19 protein-coding genes are annotated in these 17360 nt (G+C 70.0%); 1 reads left to right on the forward strand and 18 read right to left on the reverse strand.

The annotated features are described in order from the left end of the window. Position 1: 1 nt before the first annotated feature. The 14 genes from ABZT06_RS17465 to proS form a co-directional block, all read right to left on the reverse strand. Complete coding sequence (locus ABZT06_RS17465; RefSeq protein ID WP_355741110.1) at positions 2 to 364, reverse strand: YraN family protein; 363 nt, start codon at positions 362 to 364, stop codon at positions 2 to 4. Positions 365 to 485: 121 nt separating this feature from the next. Further along, positions 486 to 794 (reverse strand): DUF2469 domain-containing protein, encoded by a 309-nt coding sequence (locus ABZT06_RS17470; protein WP_003965949.1) that lies wholly within the window; start codon positions 792 to 794, stop codon positions 486 to 488. Between the two features lie 56 nt (positions 795 to 850). Then, positions 851 to 1375 carry an NUDIX hydrolase gene (locus ABZT06_RS17475; protein ID WP_355741112.1) on the reverse strand — a complete coding sequence of 175 codons (525 nt, stop codon included), beginning with the start codon at positions 1373 to 1375 and terminating at the stop codon, positions 851 to 853. Beyond that, positions 1365 to 2138 carry a signal peptidase I gene (gene lepB, locus ABZT06_RS17480; protein ID WP_355741114.1) on the reverse strand — a complete coding sequence of 258 codons (774 nt, stop codon included), beginning with the start codon at positions 2136 to 2138 and terminating at the stop codon, positions 1365 to 1367. The genes ABZT06_RS17475 and lepB (ABZT06_RS17480) overlap by 11 nt, the downstream gene beginning before the upstream one ends. 127 nt (positions 2139 to 2265) lie before the next feature. Further along, positions 2266 to 3237 carry a signal peptidase I gene (gene lepB / locus ABZT06_RS17485; protein WP_355741116.1) on the reverse strand — a complete coding sequence of 324 codons (972 nt, stop codon included), beginning with the start codon at positions 3235 to 3237 and terminating at the stop codon, positions 2266 to 2268. Beyond that, positions 3125 to 4219, reverse strand: coding sequence for a signal peptidase I (gene lepB / locus ABZT06_RS17490; RefSeq protein WP_355741118.1), 1095 nt, complete (start codon positions 4217 to 4219; stop codon positions 3125 to 3127). Before lepB (ABZT06_RS17490) ends, lepB (ABZT06_RS17485) begins: the two co-directional genes overlap by 113 nt. After that, positions 4212 to 4907, reverse strand: a complete 696-nt coding sequence (gene lepB, locus ABZT06_RS17495; RefSeq protein WP_355741120.1) for a signal peptidase I — start codon at positions 4905 to 4907, stop codon at positions 4212 to 4214. Before lepB (ABZT06_RS17495) ends, lepB (ABZT06_RS17490) begins: the two co-directional genes overlap by 8 nt. 45 nt (positions 4908 to 4952) lie before the next feature. Continuing rightward, entirely contained in the window at positions 4953 to 5303 is a 351-nt protein-coding gene (gene rplS, locus ABZT06_RS17500) for a 50S ribosomal protein L19 (protein ID WP_007384968.1), read from the reverse strand. 131 nt (positions 5304 to 5434) lie between these two features. Continuing rightward, the gene (gene trmD / locus ABZT06_RS17505; protein ID WP_355741123.1) at positions 5435 to 6268 is read right to left on the reverse strand and encodes a tRNA (guanosine(37)-N1)-methyltransferase TrmD; all 834 of its coding nucleotides are present in this window, start codon (positions 6266 to 6268) and stop codon (positions 5435 to 5437) included. Next, a complete protein-coding gene (gene rimM / locus ABZT06_RS17510) occupies positions 6265 to 6810 on the reverse strand; it encodes a ribosome maturation factor RimM (protein ID WP_355741125.1) in 546 nt (181 codons plus the stop codon). The genes trmD and rimM overlap by 4 nt, the downstream gene beginning before the upstream one ends. 93 nt (positions 6811 to 6903) lie before the next feature. Further along, on the reverse strand, positions 6904 to 7143 hold the full coding sequence (locus tag ABZT06_RS17515) for an RNA-binding protein (RefSeq protein WP_007384965.1): 240 nt from the start codon (positions 7141 to 7143) through the stop codon (positions 6904 to 6906). Between the two features lie 2 nt (positions 7144 to 7145). Then, positions 7146 to 7565, reverse strand: a complete 420-nt coding sequence (gene rpsP, locus ABZT06_RS17520; protein WP_123991863.1) for a 30S ribosomal protein S16 — start codon at positions 7563 to 7565, stop codon at positions 7146 to 7148. Between the two features lie 253 nt (positions 7566 to 7818). After that, on the reverse strand, positions 7819 to 8418 hold the full coding sequence (locus ABZT06_RS17525; RefSeq protein WP_355741128.1) for a hypothetical protein: 600 nt from the start codon (positions 8416 to 8418) through the stop codon (positions 7819 to 7821). Between the two features lie 261 nt (positions 8419 to 8679). Further along, complete coding sequence (gene proS / locus ABZT06_RS17530) at positions 8680 to 10095, reverse strand: proline--tRNA ligase (protein ID WP_355741130.1); 1416 nt, start codon at positions 10093 to 10095, stop codon at positions 8680 to 8682. Between the two features lie 200 nt (positions 10096 to 10295). On the opposite strand from proS, the gene ABZT06_RS17535 reads away from it, so the two are divergent. Further along, the gene (locus tag ABZT06_RS17535; RefSeq protein WP_355741132.1) at positions 10296 to 11153 is read left to right on the forward strand and encodes an SAM-dependent methyltransferase; all 858 of its coding nucleotides are present in this window, start codon (positions 10296 to 10298) and stop codon (positions 11151 to 11153) included. Positions 11154 to 11292: 139 nt separating this feature from the next. On the opposite strand, the gene ffh is transcribed toward ABZT06_RS17535, so the two are convergent. From ffh to ABZT06_RS17555, 4 genes are all read right to left on the reverse strand, one after another. Further along, a complete protein-coding gene (gene ffh, locus ABZT06_RS17540) occupies positions 11293 to 12840 on the reverse strand; it encodes a signal recognition particle protein (RefSeq protein WP_355741134.1) in 1548 nt (515 codons plus the stop codon). 84 nt (positions 12841 to 12924) lie between these two features. Continuing rightward, positions 12925 to 15372, reverse strand: coding sequence for a [protein-PII] uridylyltransferase (locus ABZT06_RS17545; RefSeq protein WP_355741136.1), 2448 nt, complete (start codon positions 15370 to 15372; stop codon positions 12925 to 12927). A 26-nt stretch (positions 15373 to 15398) separates the two neighbouring features. Beyond that, positions 15399 to 15737, reverse strand: a complete 339-nt coding sequence (locus ABZT06_RS17550) for a P-II family nitrogen regulator (protein WP_003997576.1) — start codon at positions 15735 to 15737, stop codon at positions 15399 to 15401. Then, on the reverse strand, positions 15734 to 17065 hold the full coding sequence (locus tag ABZT06_RS17555) for an ammonium transporter (protein ID WP_355741138.1): 1332 nt from the start codon (positions 17063 to 17065) through the stop codon (positions 15734 to 15736). Before ABZT06_RS17555 ends, ABZT06_RS17550 begins: the two co-directional genes overlap by 4 nt. Positions 17066 to 17360 lie beyond the last annotated feature (295 nt).

A 17360-nucleotide genomic window follows, 5' to 3' on the forward strand; every position in this document is an offset into this window, starting at 1 on the left:
CTCAGGCCACCCCCCGCGCGTGCTCGACCACGGGCGCGCCGCGCTGGGGCAGGACGACGCCCACCAGGTCGATGCGGACGCCTCCCGGCGGTGCTCCTCCGTGGGCGTGGATCCAGCAGGCGGCGAGGCTCCGCAGGCGCTCGGCCTTCTCGGGAGTCACCGCGGCCATCGGGTGCTCGAAGGCACCCGCCCGCCTGGTCTTCACCTCGCAGACGACGAGGGCCTCACCGTCCCGTGCCACGATGTCGATCTCGCCGGTCCTGCCACAGCGCCAGTTGCGCTCCAGGACCGTCATTCCGGCCTCGATCAGCCGCCGCGCGGCCAGACTCTCGCCGTACTTGCCGAGTGCACTGCGTGCGTTCATGTCGGCACCACCTCCGGCGCCAACGATCACGCAACCCCGCGCACCGAGTTGATCTTGGTGGACTACTCAGCGGTTGTGGAAAACTCCGTCACCCACACGAGCCACACGGCCCGAGCCGGTCTCACCCGCCCGGCAGCTCCAGATCACTCTTGTTCAGCTCCTCGATGTTCACGTCCTTGAACGTCAACACCCGGACCTGCTTCACGAAGCGAGCTGGCCGATACATGTCCCACACCCACGCATCCGCCATGGACACCTCGAAGAACACCTCACCCTGAACCGAGTGCACCTGCATCTCGTAGTCGTTGGTCAGGTAGAAGCGCCGCTCGGTCTCGATCACGTATTTGAACAGACCGACGACATCGCGGTACTCCCGGTAGAGCTTGAGCTCCATCTCGGTCTCGTACTTCTCGAGGTCCTCGGCGCTCATGGCATGTTCCCCTTCAGCCGTGCGATCCCACCATTGTGCGCCAGTCCCGTCAGCACCTAGACGATTTCGGTGTCGAGGGTCACGGGCCCGGCGGGGGGACCTTCGTCGAGCAGCCTGCGCAGCAGCTCGGCGAGTCTGGTCGGATACACCGTCTCATGTGCCCGGGTCAGTTCCTGACACGTCCACCAGCGCGCTCCGGCGACGCTGCGTCGCTCCAGCTCGGTCAGGGCCGTGGCCCCGGTGGCCGTCACCGTCGTACGGGCCAGGTAGTACCACTCGTCCTGGTCCCAGCGGCGTCCCGCGAACGGGAACGAGCACGTCCGTCGCCAGAGCACCGGCCCGAGCTCCACCTCGGTGATGCCGGTCTCCTCGGCGAGTTCCCGCAGAGCGGCCTCTTCACGGGTCTCGTCGCCCTCCAGTCCGCCGCCGGGGGTGAACCACCAGTCGTCGGCCGGATCGTCCGGCTCGTGGCCGTGCAGCAGCAGGATGCGGTCCTCGGGATCGAGCAGCACCACCCGGGCCACCTTGCGCAGCCCGCCTCCGGACGAGTCCCCGTCCGCGGCCGACGCCTCAGCGGGCACCGGCGGGCTCCGTCCGGACGCCGGAGCGCCCGCCGAAGAGCTTGGCCACCGGCCCGTACGCCCCGCCGCCCAGCACCAGCGCCCCACCGGCGACGATCAGGAAGAAGATCGTACGCAGCGGGCCGGGCGAGGACGCTGGGCCGAGCGGCTCGAAGGCCGTGGGGCGCTCCAGCATGCCCTTCATGGGCCAGACGACGGCGTCCACACGAGCGGTCACGGCCGAGCGTGCCACAGTGCCCTGGGCGGCGTCCGTGAGGTGGGCGGAGGAGTCCAGCGAGCCCTGGCGCTCGTCGCCGAGCAGGAACAGGCGGCCCTTGGGCACCTTCACGGTCGGGATGGACTTGTCCTCCACCACGCTGCCCTTGAGATAGGTCTCGTCGATCTCCTTGCCGTTGACGGTCAGCTTCCCGTCCGTGCAGCAGGAGACCGTGTCGCCGCCGACCGCGACGACCCGCTTGACCACCGGCGCGTTGGACACCCAGGTCTTGTCGGTGAAGACGACGACGTCGCCCCGGCGTACGTCGTCGCCGTCGACGCGCTGTGCGAGCACCCGGTCGCCGACGTCGATCGTGGGCGTCATCGAACCGGTGGGCACGGTGTACGGCAGGTACAGCACCGCTCCCCAGGCGAATCCCCCGAGAAACAGCACCAGGCCCAGCGCGACGGCCAGTCCGGACAGTCGCTGTCCGGTCCGGCCGCCCACCGGGCCCGTGCTGGTGCCCCCGCTGCGCGGGGCCGTACGTGTAGTGCTCTCGCCACCCATGGACCCGCACCCTACCCGGCGGTACCTGAGCGGGTCAGCCCCTCCTGCCCGGCCGGAGCGCCAAGCTCCGCAAAGCTTTCACCAGGCCCGTGGCAGTGCGGTGGCGTTCCGGTCGGCCGGGTGGTGCTCAGCGGGTCCGTTCGACGGCGGTCTTCCGGCGCCGCCACAGCGCCACCGGCACCACACCGGCAAGGGCGATCCCCTGCGGCGCGACCGTCAGGGCGGCGGAGGCCGACGAGCTGTCGTTGATGCCGGCCTGGTCGAAGGTGTCCGGCTTGGGCAGCGTGCCCCAGCGGTTGATCGGCCAGGCCTTCACGACGGCGCGGCCCACGACGTCGTCGACCGGCACCATGCCGTGGTGCTTGTCCGACTGGTTGTAGCGCGAGTCACGGGAGTTCTGGCGGTGGTCGCCCATCACCCAGATGTAGCCCTTGGGGACCTTCACGGTGAACTGGCCGCCCTGGTCGTCCTGGCTGCACGGGGTGTTGCCGGCGTAGACGTAGGACGCCTCGTACAGCGCCTTGCCGTTGACCTTCAGCGGGCCGGTGCCCTCGCACGAGACGGTGTCCCCACCCACACCGATGACGCGCTTGATGAGGTCCTTCTCCGTGGCGGACGGCATGAGACCGATCCAGGAGAGGAACGTCTGTACGGCGTTCGGGTCCGCCGTCGGCTCGCCCGCCAGCCAGTTGTCGGGGTCGTGGAAGACGACGACCTCGCCGCGCTCGGGCTCGGAGCCGAACCACGGCGTGAGCTTGTCGACCAGCACACGGTCACCCTGCTGGAGGGTGTTCTGCATCGAGTCGGAGGGAATCGAGAAGGCCTGCACCAGGAACGTCTTGATCAGCAGCGCCAGCACGAGCGCGATGCCGACCAGGATGGGCAGCTCCTTCCAGAAGGAGCGCTGCTTCTTCACGCGGGGGGCCGAATCGCCGGGCCCCCCTCCCCGGGCCTCCGTAGCCGTACCGTCCTCGGTCGCCCCGGAGTCACTCCCGGAGGTCACGGCGCTGTCCGTGGCCGGGTCGGCTGCTTCCACGGGGCGTCCGCGGTGCTCCTCGCCGTCGTGCCCGGACCGTGCGCCAACCGCCACATCCCCCACGCCAACTCCTTACTCTGTGCCGCCGCCTGCCCCAAGTACGGCGCAGGCCCACCACTCCCATAACGAGCGGGAGTTCCGCAGGGCTCGGGAGTTGGATCGCTTCGTTCGGATCGTCTTGAGCAACCCTAAGCGACGCCTGGGAAGCTGCGGTCGCCCCGGGCACCGAGTCGGCAACGGAAGAGTAAGTTTTCGGTTCGTCCAGCATGTTCCAGTGGCCGAAGGGCCAGGCGATGACCCTGGCGCGCCCCACCACCGAGTCCAGGGACACGGTGCCGCCGTAGTCGGTGTCCTGGTGCGAGCGGGAGTCCGCGGAGTTGGCACGATGGTCACCCATCACCCACAGCCGCCCCTCGGGGACGGTGATGTCGAACTGCTGGGTGGACGGGGCGTTCCCGGGATACAGGTAGTCCGTCTCGCTCAGGGGGACGCCGTTGACGGTGACCCGACCCTCGGTGTCGCAGCACTTGACGCGGTCGCCGCCGACCCCGACGACCCGCTTGATCAGGTCTTTCTCGTTGTCGGACGGCAGCAGGCCGATGAAGGTGAGCCCTTCCTTGACCTGCTTGACGACCACGGGGTCGTCCTTCTTCGTCGTGGTCTGTTCGTCCTGGAGCCAGCCGCCGGGGTCCTTGAAGACGACGACGTCCCCGCGCTTCGGCTCGGAGCCGAACCACGGGGTGAACTTGTCGACCAGGACGCGGTCGCCGATCCGGATCGTCTGCTCCATGGAGCCGGACGGGATCACGAACGCCTGGACGAGGAACGTCTTCAGGACGAGGGCTATGAGGACGGCCACGCCGACCAGGAGGGGTATCTCCTTGACCGCACCGCGCCGCCTGCGCCGCTTCACCTTGCGCTGGAGCTGGCGTCGCTCCGCGCGCGAGCGGCCCCCCGCGGGGCTGGCGGAACGCCGCACGCCGGTGGGCAGCAGATTGTCGGCGGCGGTGCTCGACACACCGCGCGGTTTGCCGCGGTTACCCATGCGCGCCCCCCTCTGCGGGTACGCGCGCGTAGGCGGCGGAACGGGGCAGGCGGGTGGCGTGGCCGGCGGGCCAGATGATCCAGTCGGTCCGCCCGAGGACGTCGTCGACGGGGACCATGCCGCCGCCCGGTGAGCCCAGATGGTCCCGGGAGTCGCTGGAGACGCTGCGGTGGTCGCCGAGGACGAACAGGGTGCCGTCGGGCACCTCGACGTCGAAGGGCACCGAGGAGGGGCTGTCGCCGGGGTACAGGAAGCCCGACTCGTCGACCGACCGGCCGTTCACCTCGATCCTCCCCTTCTTGTCGCAGCAGACCACGTGGTCTCCCCCCACACCCACAACCCGCTTGATGTAGTCCCCGTCCCCGAAATACCCGGTTCCGTCGAACACGACCACATCTCCCCGCCGCGGCTCGGCACCGAAACGGTACGCCAACCTATTTACGAGAACGCGGTCCCCGATCCTCAATCCGTTTTCCATGGATCCGCTAGGAATCTGGAAAGGTCTGACCACGAACGTACTGATCAGCAAAAGAAAGACCAGGCAGAGCAGCAGGGCCAGGGAGATCCGGCCGCCGGGCAGCCACCGGGTGATTCTCGACACCAACGCGAAACGCGACCGCCCCTCCGCGGCCCCTGGTGCGGGGCGGGAGGAGCGGTCGCGCTCCGTCGGCTGTGCTTCGGTGTCCATCGGAGCCAGATGTTATCCGGCCCCGCTGTGACGTCCGAAAGGCGCTCAGTTGTCGCGCTTCTCCTTGATCTTCGCGGCCTTGCCGCGGAGCTCACGGAGGTAGTACAGCTTCGCGCGACGCACGTCACCGCGGGTGACGAGCTCGATCTTCTCGACGATCGGGGTGTGCACCGGGAAGGTGCGCTCGACGCCGACGGAGAAGGAGACCTTGCGGACCGTGAAGGTCTCGCGGACCCCGGCGCCCTGGCGACGGATGACCACGCCCTTGAACTGCTGCACACGGGAGCGGTTGCCCTCGATGACGCGGACGTGGACGTTGACGGTGTCACCCGGGCGGAACGCCGGGATGTCGGTGCGCAACGACGCGGAGTCGACGGTGTCGAGCAGGTGAGACATTTCGTCTGCTTTCTTCGCCCATGCCACAGGTCATCGGCGGTAGTTAGGTTCGTGAGGAGGCTGTCCGTGTCGGGGCGGGCGTCGTGTCCCCCTGTGGCAGGGGCGCACGCCGGACGACGCACAACAGCGGCCTATTGTTCCACGCCTTCCGGCCTGCGCCAAAATCGGCCGTACGGCTCCCCCGCCGGGTCCGGCGCCCAGCCCAGGATGGAGAGCATCTCGCGGTCCTTCTTGTCGAAGGCCGCCGGGTCGCAGCGCTCGATGAGGTCGGGCCGGTTGGCCGCCGTACGCCTGAGCGCCTCGTCGCGGCGCCAGCGGGCGATCTTGCCGTGGTGGCCGCTGAGCAGGACGTCCGGGATGCCGCGGCCGCGCCACTCGGGCGGCTTGGTGTAGACGGGCCCTTCGAGCAGGTTCGCCATGGCTCCGGGCGCGAAGGAGTCGTCCCGGTGCGACTCGGCGTTGCCGAGGACGCCGGGCAGCAGCCGCGCCACCGCCTCGGTGACCACCAGTACGGCCGCCTCGCCGCCGGCGAGAACGTAGTCGCCGATGGACACCTCGTGGACCGGCATCCTCGTGGCGTACTCGTCGATGACCCGGCGGTCGATGCCCTCGTAGCGCGCGGGCGTGAAGATCAGCCAGGGGCGCTCGGAGAGCTCCACGGCCAGTTCCTGGGTGAAGGGGCGGCCGCTCGGGGTGGGGACGATCAGGGCGGGCGCGTGGGAGCCCGCCTCGTAACCGTCCGCCAGCACGGAGTCCAGTGCGGACCCCCAGGGGTCGGTCTTCATGACCATGCCCGGGCCGCCGCCGTACGGGGTGTCGTCGACGGTGTTGTGGCGGTCGTACGTCCACGCGCGCAGATCGTGGACGTGCACGTCCAGCTGCCCCCGCGCGCGTGCCTTGCCGACCAGGGAGACGTTCAGCGGGTCGAGGTACTCGGGGAAGATCGTGACGACGTCGAGCCTCATGCGCCGTCTTCCTTGGCGGAAGCGATCTCGGCGTTGTCGTCGATCAGCCCGGGCGGCGGCGTGATGACCGCCCTCTGCTCCTGCAGATCGATCTCGCTGACGATCTCCTCGACGAACGGGATCATGACCTCGCTGCCGTCGGGCCGCTCCACGATGAACAGGTCCTGGGAGGGCAGGTGCGAGATCTCGGTGATCCGCCCGACCTCGACACCGTCCGCGGTGACCACGTCCAGGTCCATCAGCTGGTGGTCGTAGTACTCGTCCTCCTCCTCCGGCAGCTCCTCCGGATCGACCTCGGCGATCAGGAGGGTGTTGCGAAGGGCTTCGGCGGCGGTGCGGTCCTGCACGCCCTCGAAGCGCAGGAGGAGACGGCCGCTGTGGACACGGCCCGTCTCGATGGTGAGCGGGCCGGTGGCGGCCGGATCGGTCGCCAGTACGGCGCCGGGTGCGAGCCGGAGTTCCGGCTCGTCGGTACGGACCTCGACGGTGACCTCGCCCTTGATGCCATGGGCGCGGCCGATCCGTGCGACTACGAGCTGCACTTCGGAAGATCTCCTGTCGTAGGGCCCGTAACGACTACGGGCCGGGGACGGCCCGATGGCCCTCCCCGGCCCGAGCCGGTGCTGCGTTTGACGTCAGCGGACGTGGTCGACGTCGACGAGGTCGACGCGGACACCGCGGCCGCCGATGGCGCCCACGACGGTGCGCAGGGCGCGTGCCGTGCGACCGTTGCGGCCGATCACCTTGCCGAGGTCGTCGGGGTGGACCCGGACCTCAAGCACGCGCCCGCGGCGCAGGGTGCGCGAGGCCACCTGCACATCGTCGGGGTTGTCGACGATGCCCTTCACGAGGTGCTCGAGAGCCTCCTCGAGCATGCTCAGGCCTCGGTCGACCCGGACTCAGCCGCAGCCTCGTCCTTCTTCTCAGCCTTCTTCTTCTGGGTGATGGCCTCACCCTTGCCCTCGTCGTCGCCACCGAGGGCCTCGAACGAGGGACGCGCGGCCTTCTCGGCCGGCTGGAGCAGCGGAGCCGGGGCGGGCTCGCCCTTGAACTTCTGCCAGTCGCCGGTCTTCTTCAGGATGGCGAGCACGGGCTCGGTCGGCTGCGCGCCGACACCCAGCCAGTACTGCGCGCGCTCTGAGTCGACCTCGATGCGCGAGGGGTTCTGCACCGGGTGGTACAGGCCGATCTCCTCGATCGCACGGCCGTCACGACGGGTGCGGGAGTCGGCGACGACGATGCGGTAGTGAGGCGCACGGATCTTGCCCAGACGCTTCAGCTTGATCTTGACTGCCACGGGAGTGGATTCTCCTGGATTTGACGTGGTTGGGCACGGCGAGAAAGCCGCGTGGGGTTGCGGTACCCGAGTGCCCGATGGACGCGTCAGCCGGAGGCGAGAGGGTTCCTGTGCGGCTGTCGAGTACAGCTAGCCATTGTGCCACACCCCGGGGCTCTCCTCGGACCGAGGCCGCGCACGAGCATGCCTGAGGGGCACCCGGCACTCCAGGTGCCCCCGGGCAGGACCGCGGCTGCCACGAGCAGCCGCGATCTCAGCTCGCCGCGGCGACGATCTCGGGAATGCGGAACGGCTTCCCGCACCCCCCGCAGACGATCGGCGCCTGGGCCAGGACGGAGGGAACGACCCTCACATTGCGGCCGCAGTCGCAGACCGCCTTGACCCGCACGCCGCCTCCGGAGGAGCCGTGACGCGCCGCCGGACCCCGGAAGGAGCGGGCGGTGTCGGCGGAGGTCGCCGCCGTGTGGGCCTTGAGGGCGCGCTGGAGCCGCTCGATGGTCGGGCGGTAGCGGCGCTTTGCCTCGGGGGTGAGCGTGACCAGTGAGAAGCCGCTGCTCGGGTGCGGCTCCTCGGGGTGGTCCAGGCCCATCTCCTCGGCGATCGCGAGGAATCTGCGGTTGTGGTAGCGGCCGGCGCGGGAGGTGTCGCGAATGCCTCGCGCGGCGGCGATGCCGTGGACTGCCTCGTGAAGCAGTCGCTCGAAGGAGAGCTCGTGACCGCAAGCGGACGACGACTCCCCGATCAGGGACTCTGGCGCGGCAAGGTCGGGCAGTTCGGGGTGGTACCGCTGAATGTCGGCCCACGCCTCTGCCAGCTCTGCGGCGAGAACAGGTGGTGTCTGTGTCGTGCTCACGTAATGACAACGAGCCAGGGTGCCCCTGTGTTCCTATTCCGGGGCATCCCAAATAATTTGCACGTACCCGTCAGTTGCCGCTGATGCGTGGAGACGAGGGCGGGTGCGCTGATCTGCGGAGAAGCCTCACAGCTCATACCAAGCCGGTACGTAGTGTGAGGTACGCCCCGGCGCGTAGATCGCGTCCAGGCGCCGGGGCGGTTGTGATCAGCAGGTACGCAAGAGGCGTTTCGGTCGCTTTCGCACCGGAAGGGCTGTGCCTCAGTAAGCGCGCGCGACGACTGCGACGTTACCGGGGGCGTCGTCGGTTCCCGGCACCGACCCGTCCTCCGCGACCAGACACCGTACGGTCACCCCGTGCTCGGCCAGTCCGGCCTCGCCTTCTTCGCCGAGGGTGGCCCACGGGATCCGCGCCCAGCCGCCGCCGACGGCGGCCTCGACGGCCTCGTCGAACGTCGACACCTCGGTCGTCCGGGACTCACGGCGCGCGCGGGACTGGGCCAGCAGCAACGCCTGGTCCTCTTCGAGAGCGGAGGGCAGCAGTCGTACGAGTTCGTCGAGGGCGACCGCCTCCTTGCCGCCCGGGATGCGGCGGGCCACCATCGCGGTGCCGCTCTCCAGGTCACGGGGCCCGACCTCGACGCGGACCGGCACGCCCTTGAGCTCCCAGTCGACGGCGCGGCGGCCGAAGGGGGTGTCGGTGCGGTCGTCGACATGGACGCGCAGGCCCGCCGCCTTCAGCCGGTCGCCGATCTCGCGGACCTTGGCCAGAACCGGTTCGTCCCCCTTGATTGCGAGCACGACGACCTGGGTCTGCGCGAGCCGCGGCGGGACGCGCAGGCCGTGGTCGTCGCCGTGCATCATCACCAGGGCGCCGATCATCCGGGTGGTCGACCCCCAGGAGGTCTGCCAGACGAGTTCCTGCGTGCCGTCCTTCGACAGGTACGAGGTGTTGAAGGCCTTGGCGAAATTCTGGCCCAGCTCGTGGCTGGTAGCCATCTGGAGGGCCTTGCCGTCGCCCATCATGCCCTCGAGGGTGAGGGTGTTGATGGCGCCGGCGAAGCGCTCCTTGACCGTCTTGCGGCCGGGGACGACGTCCATGGCGAGGACGTCGGTCATGAAGTCCTCGTAGACCTGCCGGTGGATGCGCGAGGCGAACGCGCGCGCGTCCTGTTCGGTCGCGTGCGCGGTGTGGCCCTCCTGCCACAGGAACTCCGACGTGCGCAGGAAGAGCCGGGGCCGCAGTTCCCAACGCACTACGTTCGCCCACTGGTTGATCAGCAGGGGCAGGTCGCGGTAGCTCTGCACCCACTTCGAGAAGTAGTCGTTGATGATCATCTCGGAGGTGGGGCGGACGACCGCGGGTTCCTCGAGCTCCTTGCCGCCGCCGTGGGTGACGACCGCGAGCTCGGGCGCGAAGCCCTCGACGTGGTCGGCCTCGCGGGTGAGGTACGACTGCGGGATCAGCAGCGGGAAGTACGCGTTCTGGGTGCCCGTCTCCTTGATGCGGGCGTCCATCTCGGTCTGCATCCGCTCCCACAGGCCGTACCCGTACGGTCGGATGACCATGGTGCCGCGCACCGGACCGTTGTCGGCCAGTTCGGCCTTGGTGACCAGATCCTGGTACCAGCGCGGGAAGTCGTCCGCCCGGGGTGTGAGAACAGGTGCCTTTGCCATGGCGCGATGTTACGGGCGCACGTTGCCGGGATGTGAATTCTTTTCCCCGGCACATGCCAACCCGCAAGCAGGGCCCTTCTGCCTCTGGACGCGCGGTCGAGTGCGGAGTTACCTGGCATACGGGGGAACTGCGCGCGCACGTCACGGGGGCTACGGAATCGGGCACCAAGTCAACTCTCGGCGGATTGGGGCGCTTATCCATGACACCTACGCTCGTGCGGCAGCACCTGCCTACGACAGGAGGAACATCCCGTCGGGACCTCGGTGCACGCGCGCGTGACTGGTCCGAGATCCAGGAGCGGATGCTGGTTCCGCTGTACGAGGCCGTCTACGAGCGACTGGAAGTGGGCCCCGCGACGCGGCTGCTGGCCCTTGGCTGCGGCAGCGGGCTCGCCCTGCTGATGGCGGCCTCCAGAGGCGCCGCGGTCGCCGGTGTCGAGCCCTCCTCCCCCGAACGCCTGGCGCTCGCGCGGGAGCGGCTGCTGCCGGAGGCGTCCGGCACGCGCGCGCGGGCCGGCACCCGGCTCGTCGAGGGCACGCCAGTGGACGCCGTCGGCGCCAAGACCGCCCCGTACACCCTCGTGACGGCCTTCGAGCCGATCGGGTGTCTCGCGGGCGACTCGGAGGGGCTCGGCGACCTTCTCGCCTCGGCGACACCGCTCGCCGAGCGGGGGGCGACCGTGGCGCTCGCCGGCTGGGGTCCGCCGGAGCGGTGCGCCACGTCGGCCGTACTTCGGGTGGCCACCAAGCTGACGGATCCGCTGCGCAGCACGGGCAGTTGGCGCCCGGCCCGGCGCGACGATCTCGAGGAGGTCGCCCAGCGGGCCGGCCTGGAGCCGGACGGCTCGGGGCGGGTTTCGTGCCCCTTCGGCTACGCCGACCTCGACAGCGCGCTCAGGGGGCTGCTGTCGACCGGGCTCTTCGACGCGGCCATCGAGGTGACCGACCAGGCGCAGGTGGACAAGGAGGTGACGGAGGCCCTGCATCCGTATCAGCGCCGGGACGGCACGGTGTGGATGCCGAACGTCTTCCGGTACCTGGTCGCGAGGGTTCCCTAGGTCTCCTTGTGCAGCCGGGTGACCCCGGCGACGGGCTGGTCGGTACCTGCGGGAACGCACGGGGGCGCCCCACCATGAGTGGAGGGGCGCCCCCGGCGACGTACGAACGGGCTCGGCGTGGAGCCGCTCAGCACAGCCGTCAGCCCATGAACTTCTTGAACTCGTCCGGCAGCTCGAAGTCCTGCGGGGCCTGCTGGCCGGGCACACCGAAGGCGCTGCCGGCCTGGGCGGCCTTGCGCGCGGCCTCCTCGGCCTCCTGCTGCTTGCGCTTCATCGGGTTGCCGGAGCGCTGCTTGCCCTTGGCCTTCTTCGCCTGCTTCTTGGCGCGACCGGGACCGCCACCCATGCCCGGCATCCCGGGCATACCCGGCATCCCGCCGCCCTGAGCCATGCGGGACATCATCTTGCGGGCCTCGAAGAACCGCTCGACGAGGTTCTTGACCGCGCTGACCTCGACGCCGGAACCCTTGGCGATACGGGCGCGGCGCGAGCCGTTGATGATCGTGGCGTCGGCGCGCTCGGCCGGGGTCATCGACTTGATGATCGCGGCGGTGCGGTCGACGTCCCGCTCGTCGAGGTTGTTGATCTGGTCCTTGATCTGGCCCATGCCCGGGAGCATGCCGAGCAGCTTGGAGATGCTGCCCATCTTCCGGACCTGTTCCATCTGGGCCAGGAAGTCGTCCAGGGTGAAGTCCTGGCCCTTCTTGGACGCCAGCTTGGAGGCCATCTTCTCGGCCTCTTCCTGACTGAACGTCTTCTCCGCCTGCTCGATCAGGGTGAGCAGGTCACCCATGTCGAGGATGCGGGAGGCCATCCGGTCAGGGTGGAAGGCGTCGAAGTCGCCGAGCTTCTCGCCGTTCGAGGCGAACATGATCGGCTTGCCGGTGATCTGGCGGATCGACAGGGCCGCACCACCGCGGGCGTCACCGTCGAGCTTGGAGAGCACCACGCCGTCGAAGCCGACGCCGTCACGGAAGGCCTCGGCGGTGTTGACCGCGTCCTGGCCGATCATCGCGTCGACGACGAAGAGGATCTCGTCGGGCGAGACGGCGTCGCGGATGTCCGCGGCCTGCTGCATCAGCTCGGCGTCGATACCGAGTCGGCCGGCGGTGTCCACGATCACGATGTCGTGGACCTTCGCCTTGGCGTGCTCGATGGAGTCCTTGGCGACCTTGACCGGGTCACCGACGCCGTTGCCCGGCTCGGGGGCGTAGACCGCGACCCCGGCGCGCTCGGCGACGACGCTCAACTGGTTGACGGCGTTGGGGCGCTGGAGGTCGGCGGCGACGAGCAGCGGCGAGTGGCCCTGCTCCTTCAGCCAGTGGCCGAGCTTGCCCGCGAGGGTGGTCTTACCGGCACCCTGGAGACCCGCCAGCATGATCACGGTGGGCGGGTTCTTGGCGAACCTGAGGCGCCGGGTCTCGCCGCCGAGGATCGTGACGAGCTCCTCGTTCACGATCTTCAGGACCTGCTGGGCGGGGTTCAGTGCCCGGGAGACGTCGGCACCGAGGGCGCGCTCCTTGACGTTCTTGATGAACGACCGGACGACCGGCAGGGCCACGTCCGCCTCGAGGAGCGCGATACGGATCTCCCGCGCGGTGGCGTCGATGTCCGCCTCGGAGAGCCGTCCCTTGCCGCGCAGGTTCTTGAAAGTCGCTGAGAGGCGATCGGAAAGAGTATCGAACACGGCGCTCGCGGTCCTCGGGGTCGGTGGCAGCTGGGAATCGCCCTCCAGGGTATCCCGGCGACACGCGTGGCCGGGATCCCCCGGTCAGCCCCGCAGGGTCTCCTCCAGCTTCCGGGCCACGGAAGCCGCTTCGCCGGCCCCGAGCGGGGCGCCCTTGCCGTCGGTGACGTAGAAGGCGTCCACCGCGTTGGCGCCCAGCGTCGACACATGTGCGCTGCGCATCCGCACCCCGGCATCCTCCAGCGCCTGTCCGATACGGAACAGCAGCCCGGGGGCGTCCTGGGCGCGCACCTCGATCACCGTGGCGTGCCGGGAGGCCGCCGGGGCGACCGTCACGCGGGCGGCGGGCGCGACGACACCCCGGCGCCTGGGGTAGGCGGCGTCCCGCTCGGCGAGGCGCCCGGCGATGTCCAGCGACCCGTCCAGGGCCCGTACGAGATCGGCGCGCAGCCGGGCCGCCTGGGGCAGCGAGCCGTACTGGGCGGCGACCCGCCAGTTCAGCAGGAGCACGGAACCCTCGACGCCGTCGGGCAGGTCCTGGGCGCTCAGCTCCGCGGTACGGACGGTCAGCCGGTGCACGGCCAGCACTCCGGCGACCGCGGGCAGCACGCCCGGCTGGTCCGGTACGGCGATCACGAGCTCCACACCGAGCGGTTCCGGGTCGCCCGAGGGCTGGGCGTCCACGGGCGCCTCGGTCTGCGCGCGCAGGGACAGCACCGGGCCGCCGGTCGCGATCGCCTCGATGGCGAGCCGCTCCTGCTCGGCGGTGGGCGCGGCGGCCTCGGGCTCGTCGAGGTCGTCCCCGGCGAGCACCGCGGCCACCCGCTTGACCAGATCGGCGACGAGCGAGCCCCGCCAGGACGACCAGGCGGCCGGCCCGGTGGCCAGGGCGTCCGCCTCGGTCAGCGCGTGCAGCAGCTCCAGCGTGCCCTGCGACCGGACCGCGTCGGCGACCGAGCGCACGGTGGCCGGGTCCTCCAGGTCACGCCGCGTGGCGGTCTCCACGAGCAGCAGGTGGTGCCGTACGAGGGTGGAGAGTACGGCGACATCGTCGCGGTCGAAGCCGATGCGCGCGGCGACGTCCTTGGCGATGATCTCGCCGGCCACCGAGTGGTCGCCGGGCCAGCCCTTGCCGATGTCGTGCAGCAGCGCGGCGACGAGCAGCAGGTCGGGGCGGTGCACGCGCCGGGTGAACTCCGAGGCGCGCACGGCCGTCTCGATCAGGTGCCGGTCGACGGTCCAGATGTGCACGGCGTTGCGCTGCGGGCGGCAGCGCACCCGCTCCCAGTCGGGCAGCATCTGGGTGATCAGCCCCTCGGCCTCCAGTGCCTCCCAGACCTCGATGGTGGGCTGCCCCGAGCCGAGCAGGGTCACGAGCTGTTCGCGGGCCTCGGCGGGCCAGGGCGTGGGCAGCGGGCGTACTCCGGCCGCCATGCGCCGCACGGCGTGCAGGGAGAGCGGGAGTCCGGCCTGGGCTGCGGCGGCCGCGGCGCGCAGCGGGAGCACGGGGTCGCGGTCGGGGCGCGCGGCACGGGCGAGCACCACCTCGCCGTCCTGCTCGACGACCCCCTCCGCCAGGGGTGATCTCTCGGCCACCGGCTTGCCGCCCCCGAGCATGGCCCGCAGACGCGGCCGCACGGCGCGCGACCTGAGCACGCGCCCCACCTCACGCCAGGTGACGTCACTGGCGTACGAGATGACCCGCGCGGCCTCGTAGACCTGCCGCAGCAGGGTGTCGGCGTCGAGCAGGCCGAGTTCGGCGGCGACCTGGTCCTGTTCCTGGAGCGCGAGCCGGTCGGTCGCGCGGCCCGTGGCCAGGTGCAGGGCGTCCCGGACGTCGAGCAGCCGGCGCCGGGCGTCGTCGAGGCCCTCGCGCGGCGCGTCGGCCAGCCAGGAGGCGGCGACGGCGCGCAGGGCTGTGGCGTCCCGGAGTCCGCCGCGGGCCTCTTTGAGATCGGGTTCGAGCAGGTACTGCAGTTCGCCCTGGCGCTCGGCGCGCTCGGCGCACAGTTCCTGGAGTTCGGGGAGGCGCTTGGGGGCCTGGTTGCGCCAGTCGGCGAGGACGGCCGTACGCAGTCCCGCCGTCAGCCCCAGGTCACCGGCGATGTGGCGGGCGTCCAGGAGGCCGAGCTGGACCTTCAGATCCTCCGCGGCCGTCTTGCGGGCCTCGGCGGGCGTGCGCACGGAGTGGTCGAGGGCGAGGCCCAGGTCCCACACCGGGTACCAGATCCGGTCGGCCAGGGCGGCGACCGCGCCCGGGTCGCTGCCGTCGTGCAGCAGGACCAGGTCCAGGTCGCTGCGGGGCGACAGCTCGCCGCGGCCGTAGCCGCCGACGGCGATCAGGGAGACCCCGCGCGGCTGCTCGGAGCCCGCGGCGAAGAGTCCCGAGAGCCAGTCGTCGGTCAGTTCGGCGAGGGCGGAACGGCGCGGCGGCCCGGACCGCGCCCCCTCCTGGAGGAGGCGCAGCCGGGCCGCCGCATAGCCGCTGGGTCCCGAGTCCTCTACGTCCTTGTGCACGTTCGTGCTCGTCACCCAGCAGCTCCTGTTCTGTTCTTCGGTCAGAGCGCGTCCGGGCCGCGCTCGCCCGTCCTGACCCGTACCGCGGTCTCGACCGGCAGGGACCAGACCTTGCCGTCACCGATCTTCCCGGTGCGGGCAGCCTTGACGATGACGTCGATCAGCTGCTCGGCGTCGTCGTCCTCGGCGAGGACCTCGATGCGGATCTTCGGGACCAGGTCCACGGTGTACTCGGCACCGCGGTAGACCTCGGTGTGGCCCCGCTGACGACCGTAACCGCTCGCCTCGGTGACCGTCAGGCCGTGGACCCCGAATGCCTGAAGGGCTTCCTTGATCTCGTCGAGCCGGTGCGGCTTGACGACGGCGGTGATGAGCTTCATGCGTCCACCTTCTTGCCCGCGTCGGCGGTCGGGGCCGTGGCGGAGGTCCGGGCGGCGCCGCCACCGGCACCGCTGAAGTCGTATGCGGTCTCGGCGTGCTCGGCCTGGTCGATACCGGAGACCTCGTCGTCCTCACTGACCCGCATACCGATGGTCTTGTCGAGGAGGAAGGCGAGGATCGCGGAGGCGATCAGGGAGTAGGCGAGCACCGCGAAGACACCGGCGCACTGCTTCCAGAACTGGTCCAGGCCGCCGCCGTAGAAGAGGCCCTTGACGTCGGACTGGCCCTTGCCGCTGGCGAAGAAGCCGATCAGCAGGGAGCCGATGACACCGCCGACCATGTGGACACCGACGACGTCCAGGGAGTCGTCGTAGTTGAAGCGGTACTTCAGACCGACGGCCGCGGCGCAAGCGACACCGGCGATGGCGCCGATGCAGATCGCGCCGATCGGGGTGATCGCACCACCGGACGGGGTGATGGCGACCAGACCGGCGACCGCGCCGGAGGCGGCGCCCAGCGTGGTGAACGCGCCGTGGCGGATCTTCTCGTAGAGGAGCCAGGCGAGCATGGCGGCCGCGGTGGCGATCTGGGTGTTGACGAACATCAGCGAGCCGACGCCGTCGTCGTTGCCCAGCCACGAGCCGGCGTTGAAGCCGAACCAGCCGAACCAGAGCAGACCGGCACCGAGCATGACCAGCGGGAGGCTGTGCGGGCGCATCGGGTCACGCTTGAAGCCGACGCGCTTGCCGATGACCAGGATCACGCCGAGCGCCGCGGCACCCGCGTTGATGTGGACCGCGGTACCACCGGCGAAGTCGATCACACCGAGTTCGAAGGCCCAGCCGCCGGTGCCCCAGACCCAGTGCGCGACCGGGAAGTAGACGACCGTCGCCCACAGGACGACGAACAGCGACCACGCGCTGAACTTCACGCGGTCGGCGAGGGCACCGCTTATCAGAGCGGGCGTGATGATGGCGAACATCATCTGGAAGACCGCGAAGGCGAAGACCGGGATCGTGTACCCGGACCAGATGTCGCCCTTGTCGATGCCCGTCCAGCCGAAGAAGTCGTTCTCCCAGCCGACGAGCGAGCCGTGGTCCGTACCGAACGACATGGAGAAGCCGTAGAGCACCCACAGGATGGTGACGATACCCATGCTGATGAAGCTCATCATCAGCATGTTGAGGGTGCTCTTGACGCGGACCATGCCTCCGTAGAAGAAGGCAAGACCCGGGGTCATGATCAGCACCAGGGCGGAACAGATCAACATGAAGCCTGTGTTCGCCACAGACAGCTTGTCTGCGGCGAGCGTGATGGCTGGTGCCATCGGCGTCTCCTCGTCGTAGGTACGGCCCCGTGCGGGAAGCCAGAGCGGATATGAGGGGTGGGCCGGTTATGCGCCATGAGATTCGCGCAGCGCGGTTTCGGTGGAAGCCCCTCGTTGTTTCGCCGCCGTGACGAAGATGCCTTGCGTGTTACGCGTCGATGAACTGGCAGATTTGGGCCGCGCCGATCGTTATCGTGGCGCAACCTTCGCTCAAGGAGTCAAACCGGCCGCGGCCGGCCTTCCGATGACCTGGCATGGGGGAGCCGAGTCGGGCAGTTCGGGAGGGCCGGCCGCG

The organism is Streptomyces sp. NPDC005483, from assembly GCF_040606035.1.
Taxonomy (GTDB): Bacteria; Actinomycetota; Actinomycetes; order Streptomycetales; family Streptomycetaceae; genus Streptomyces.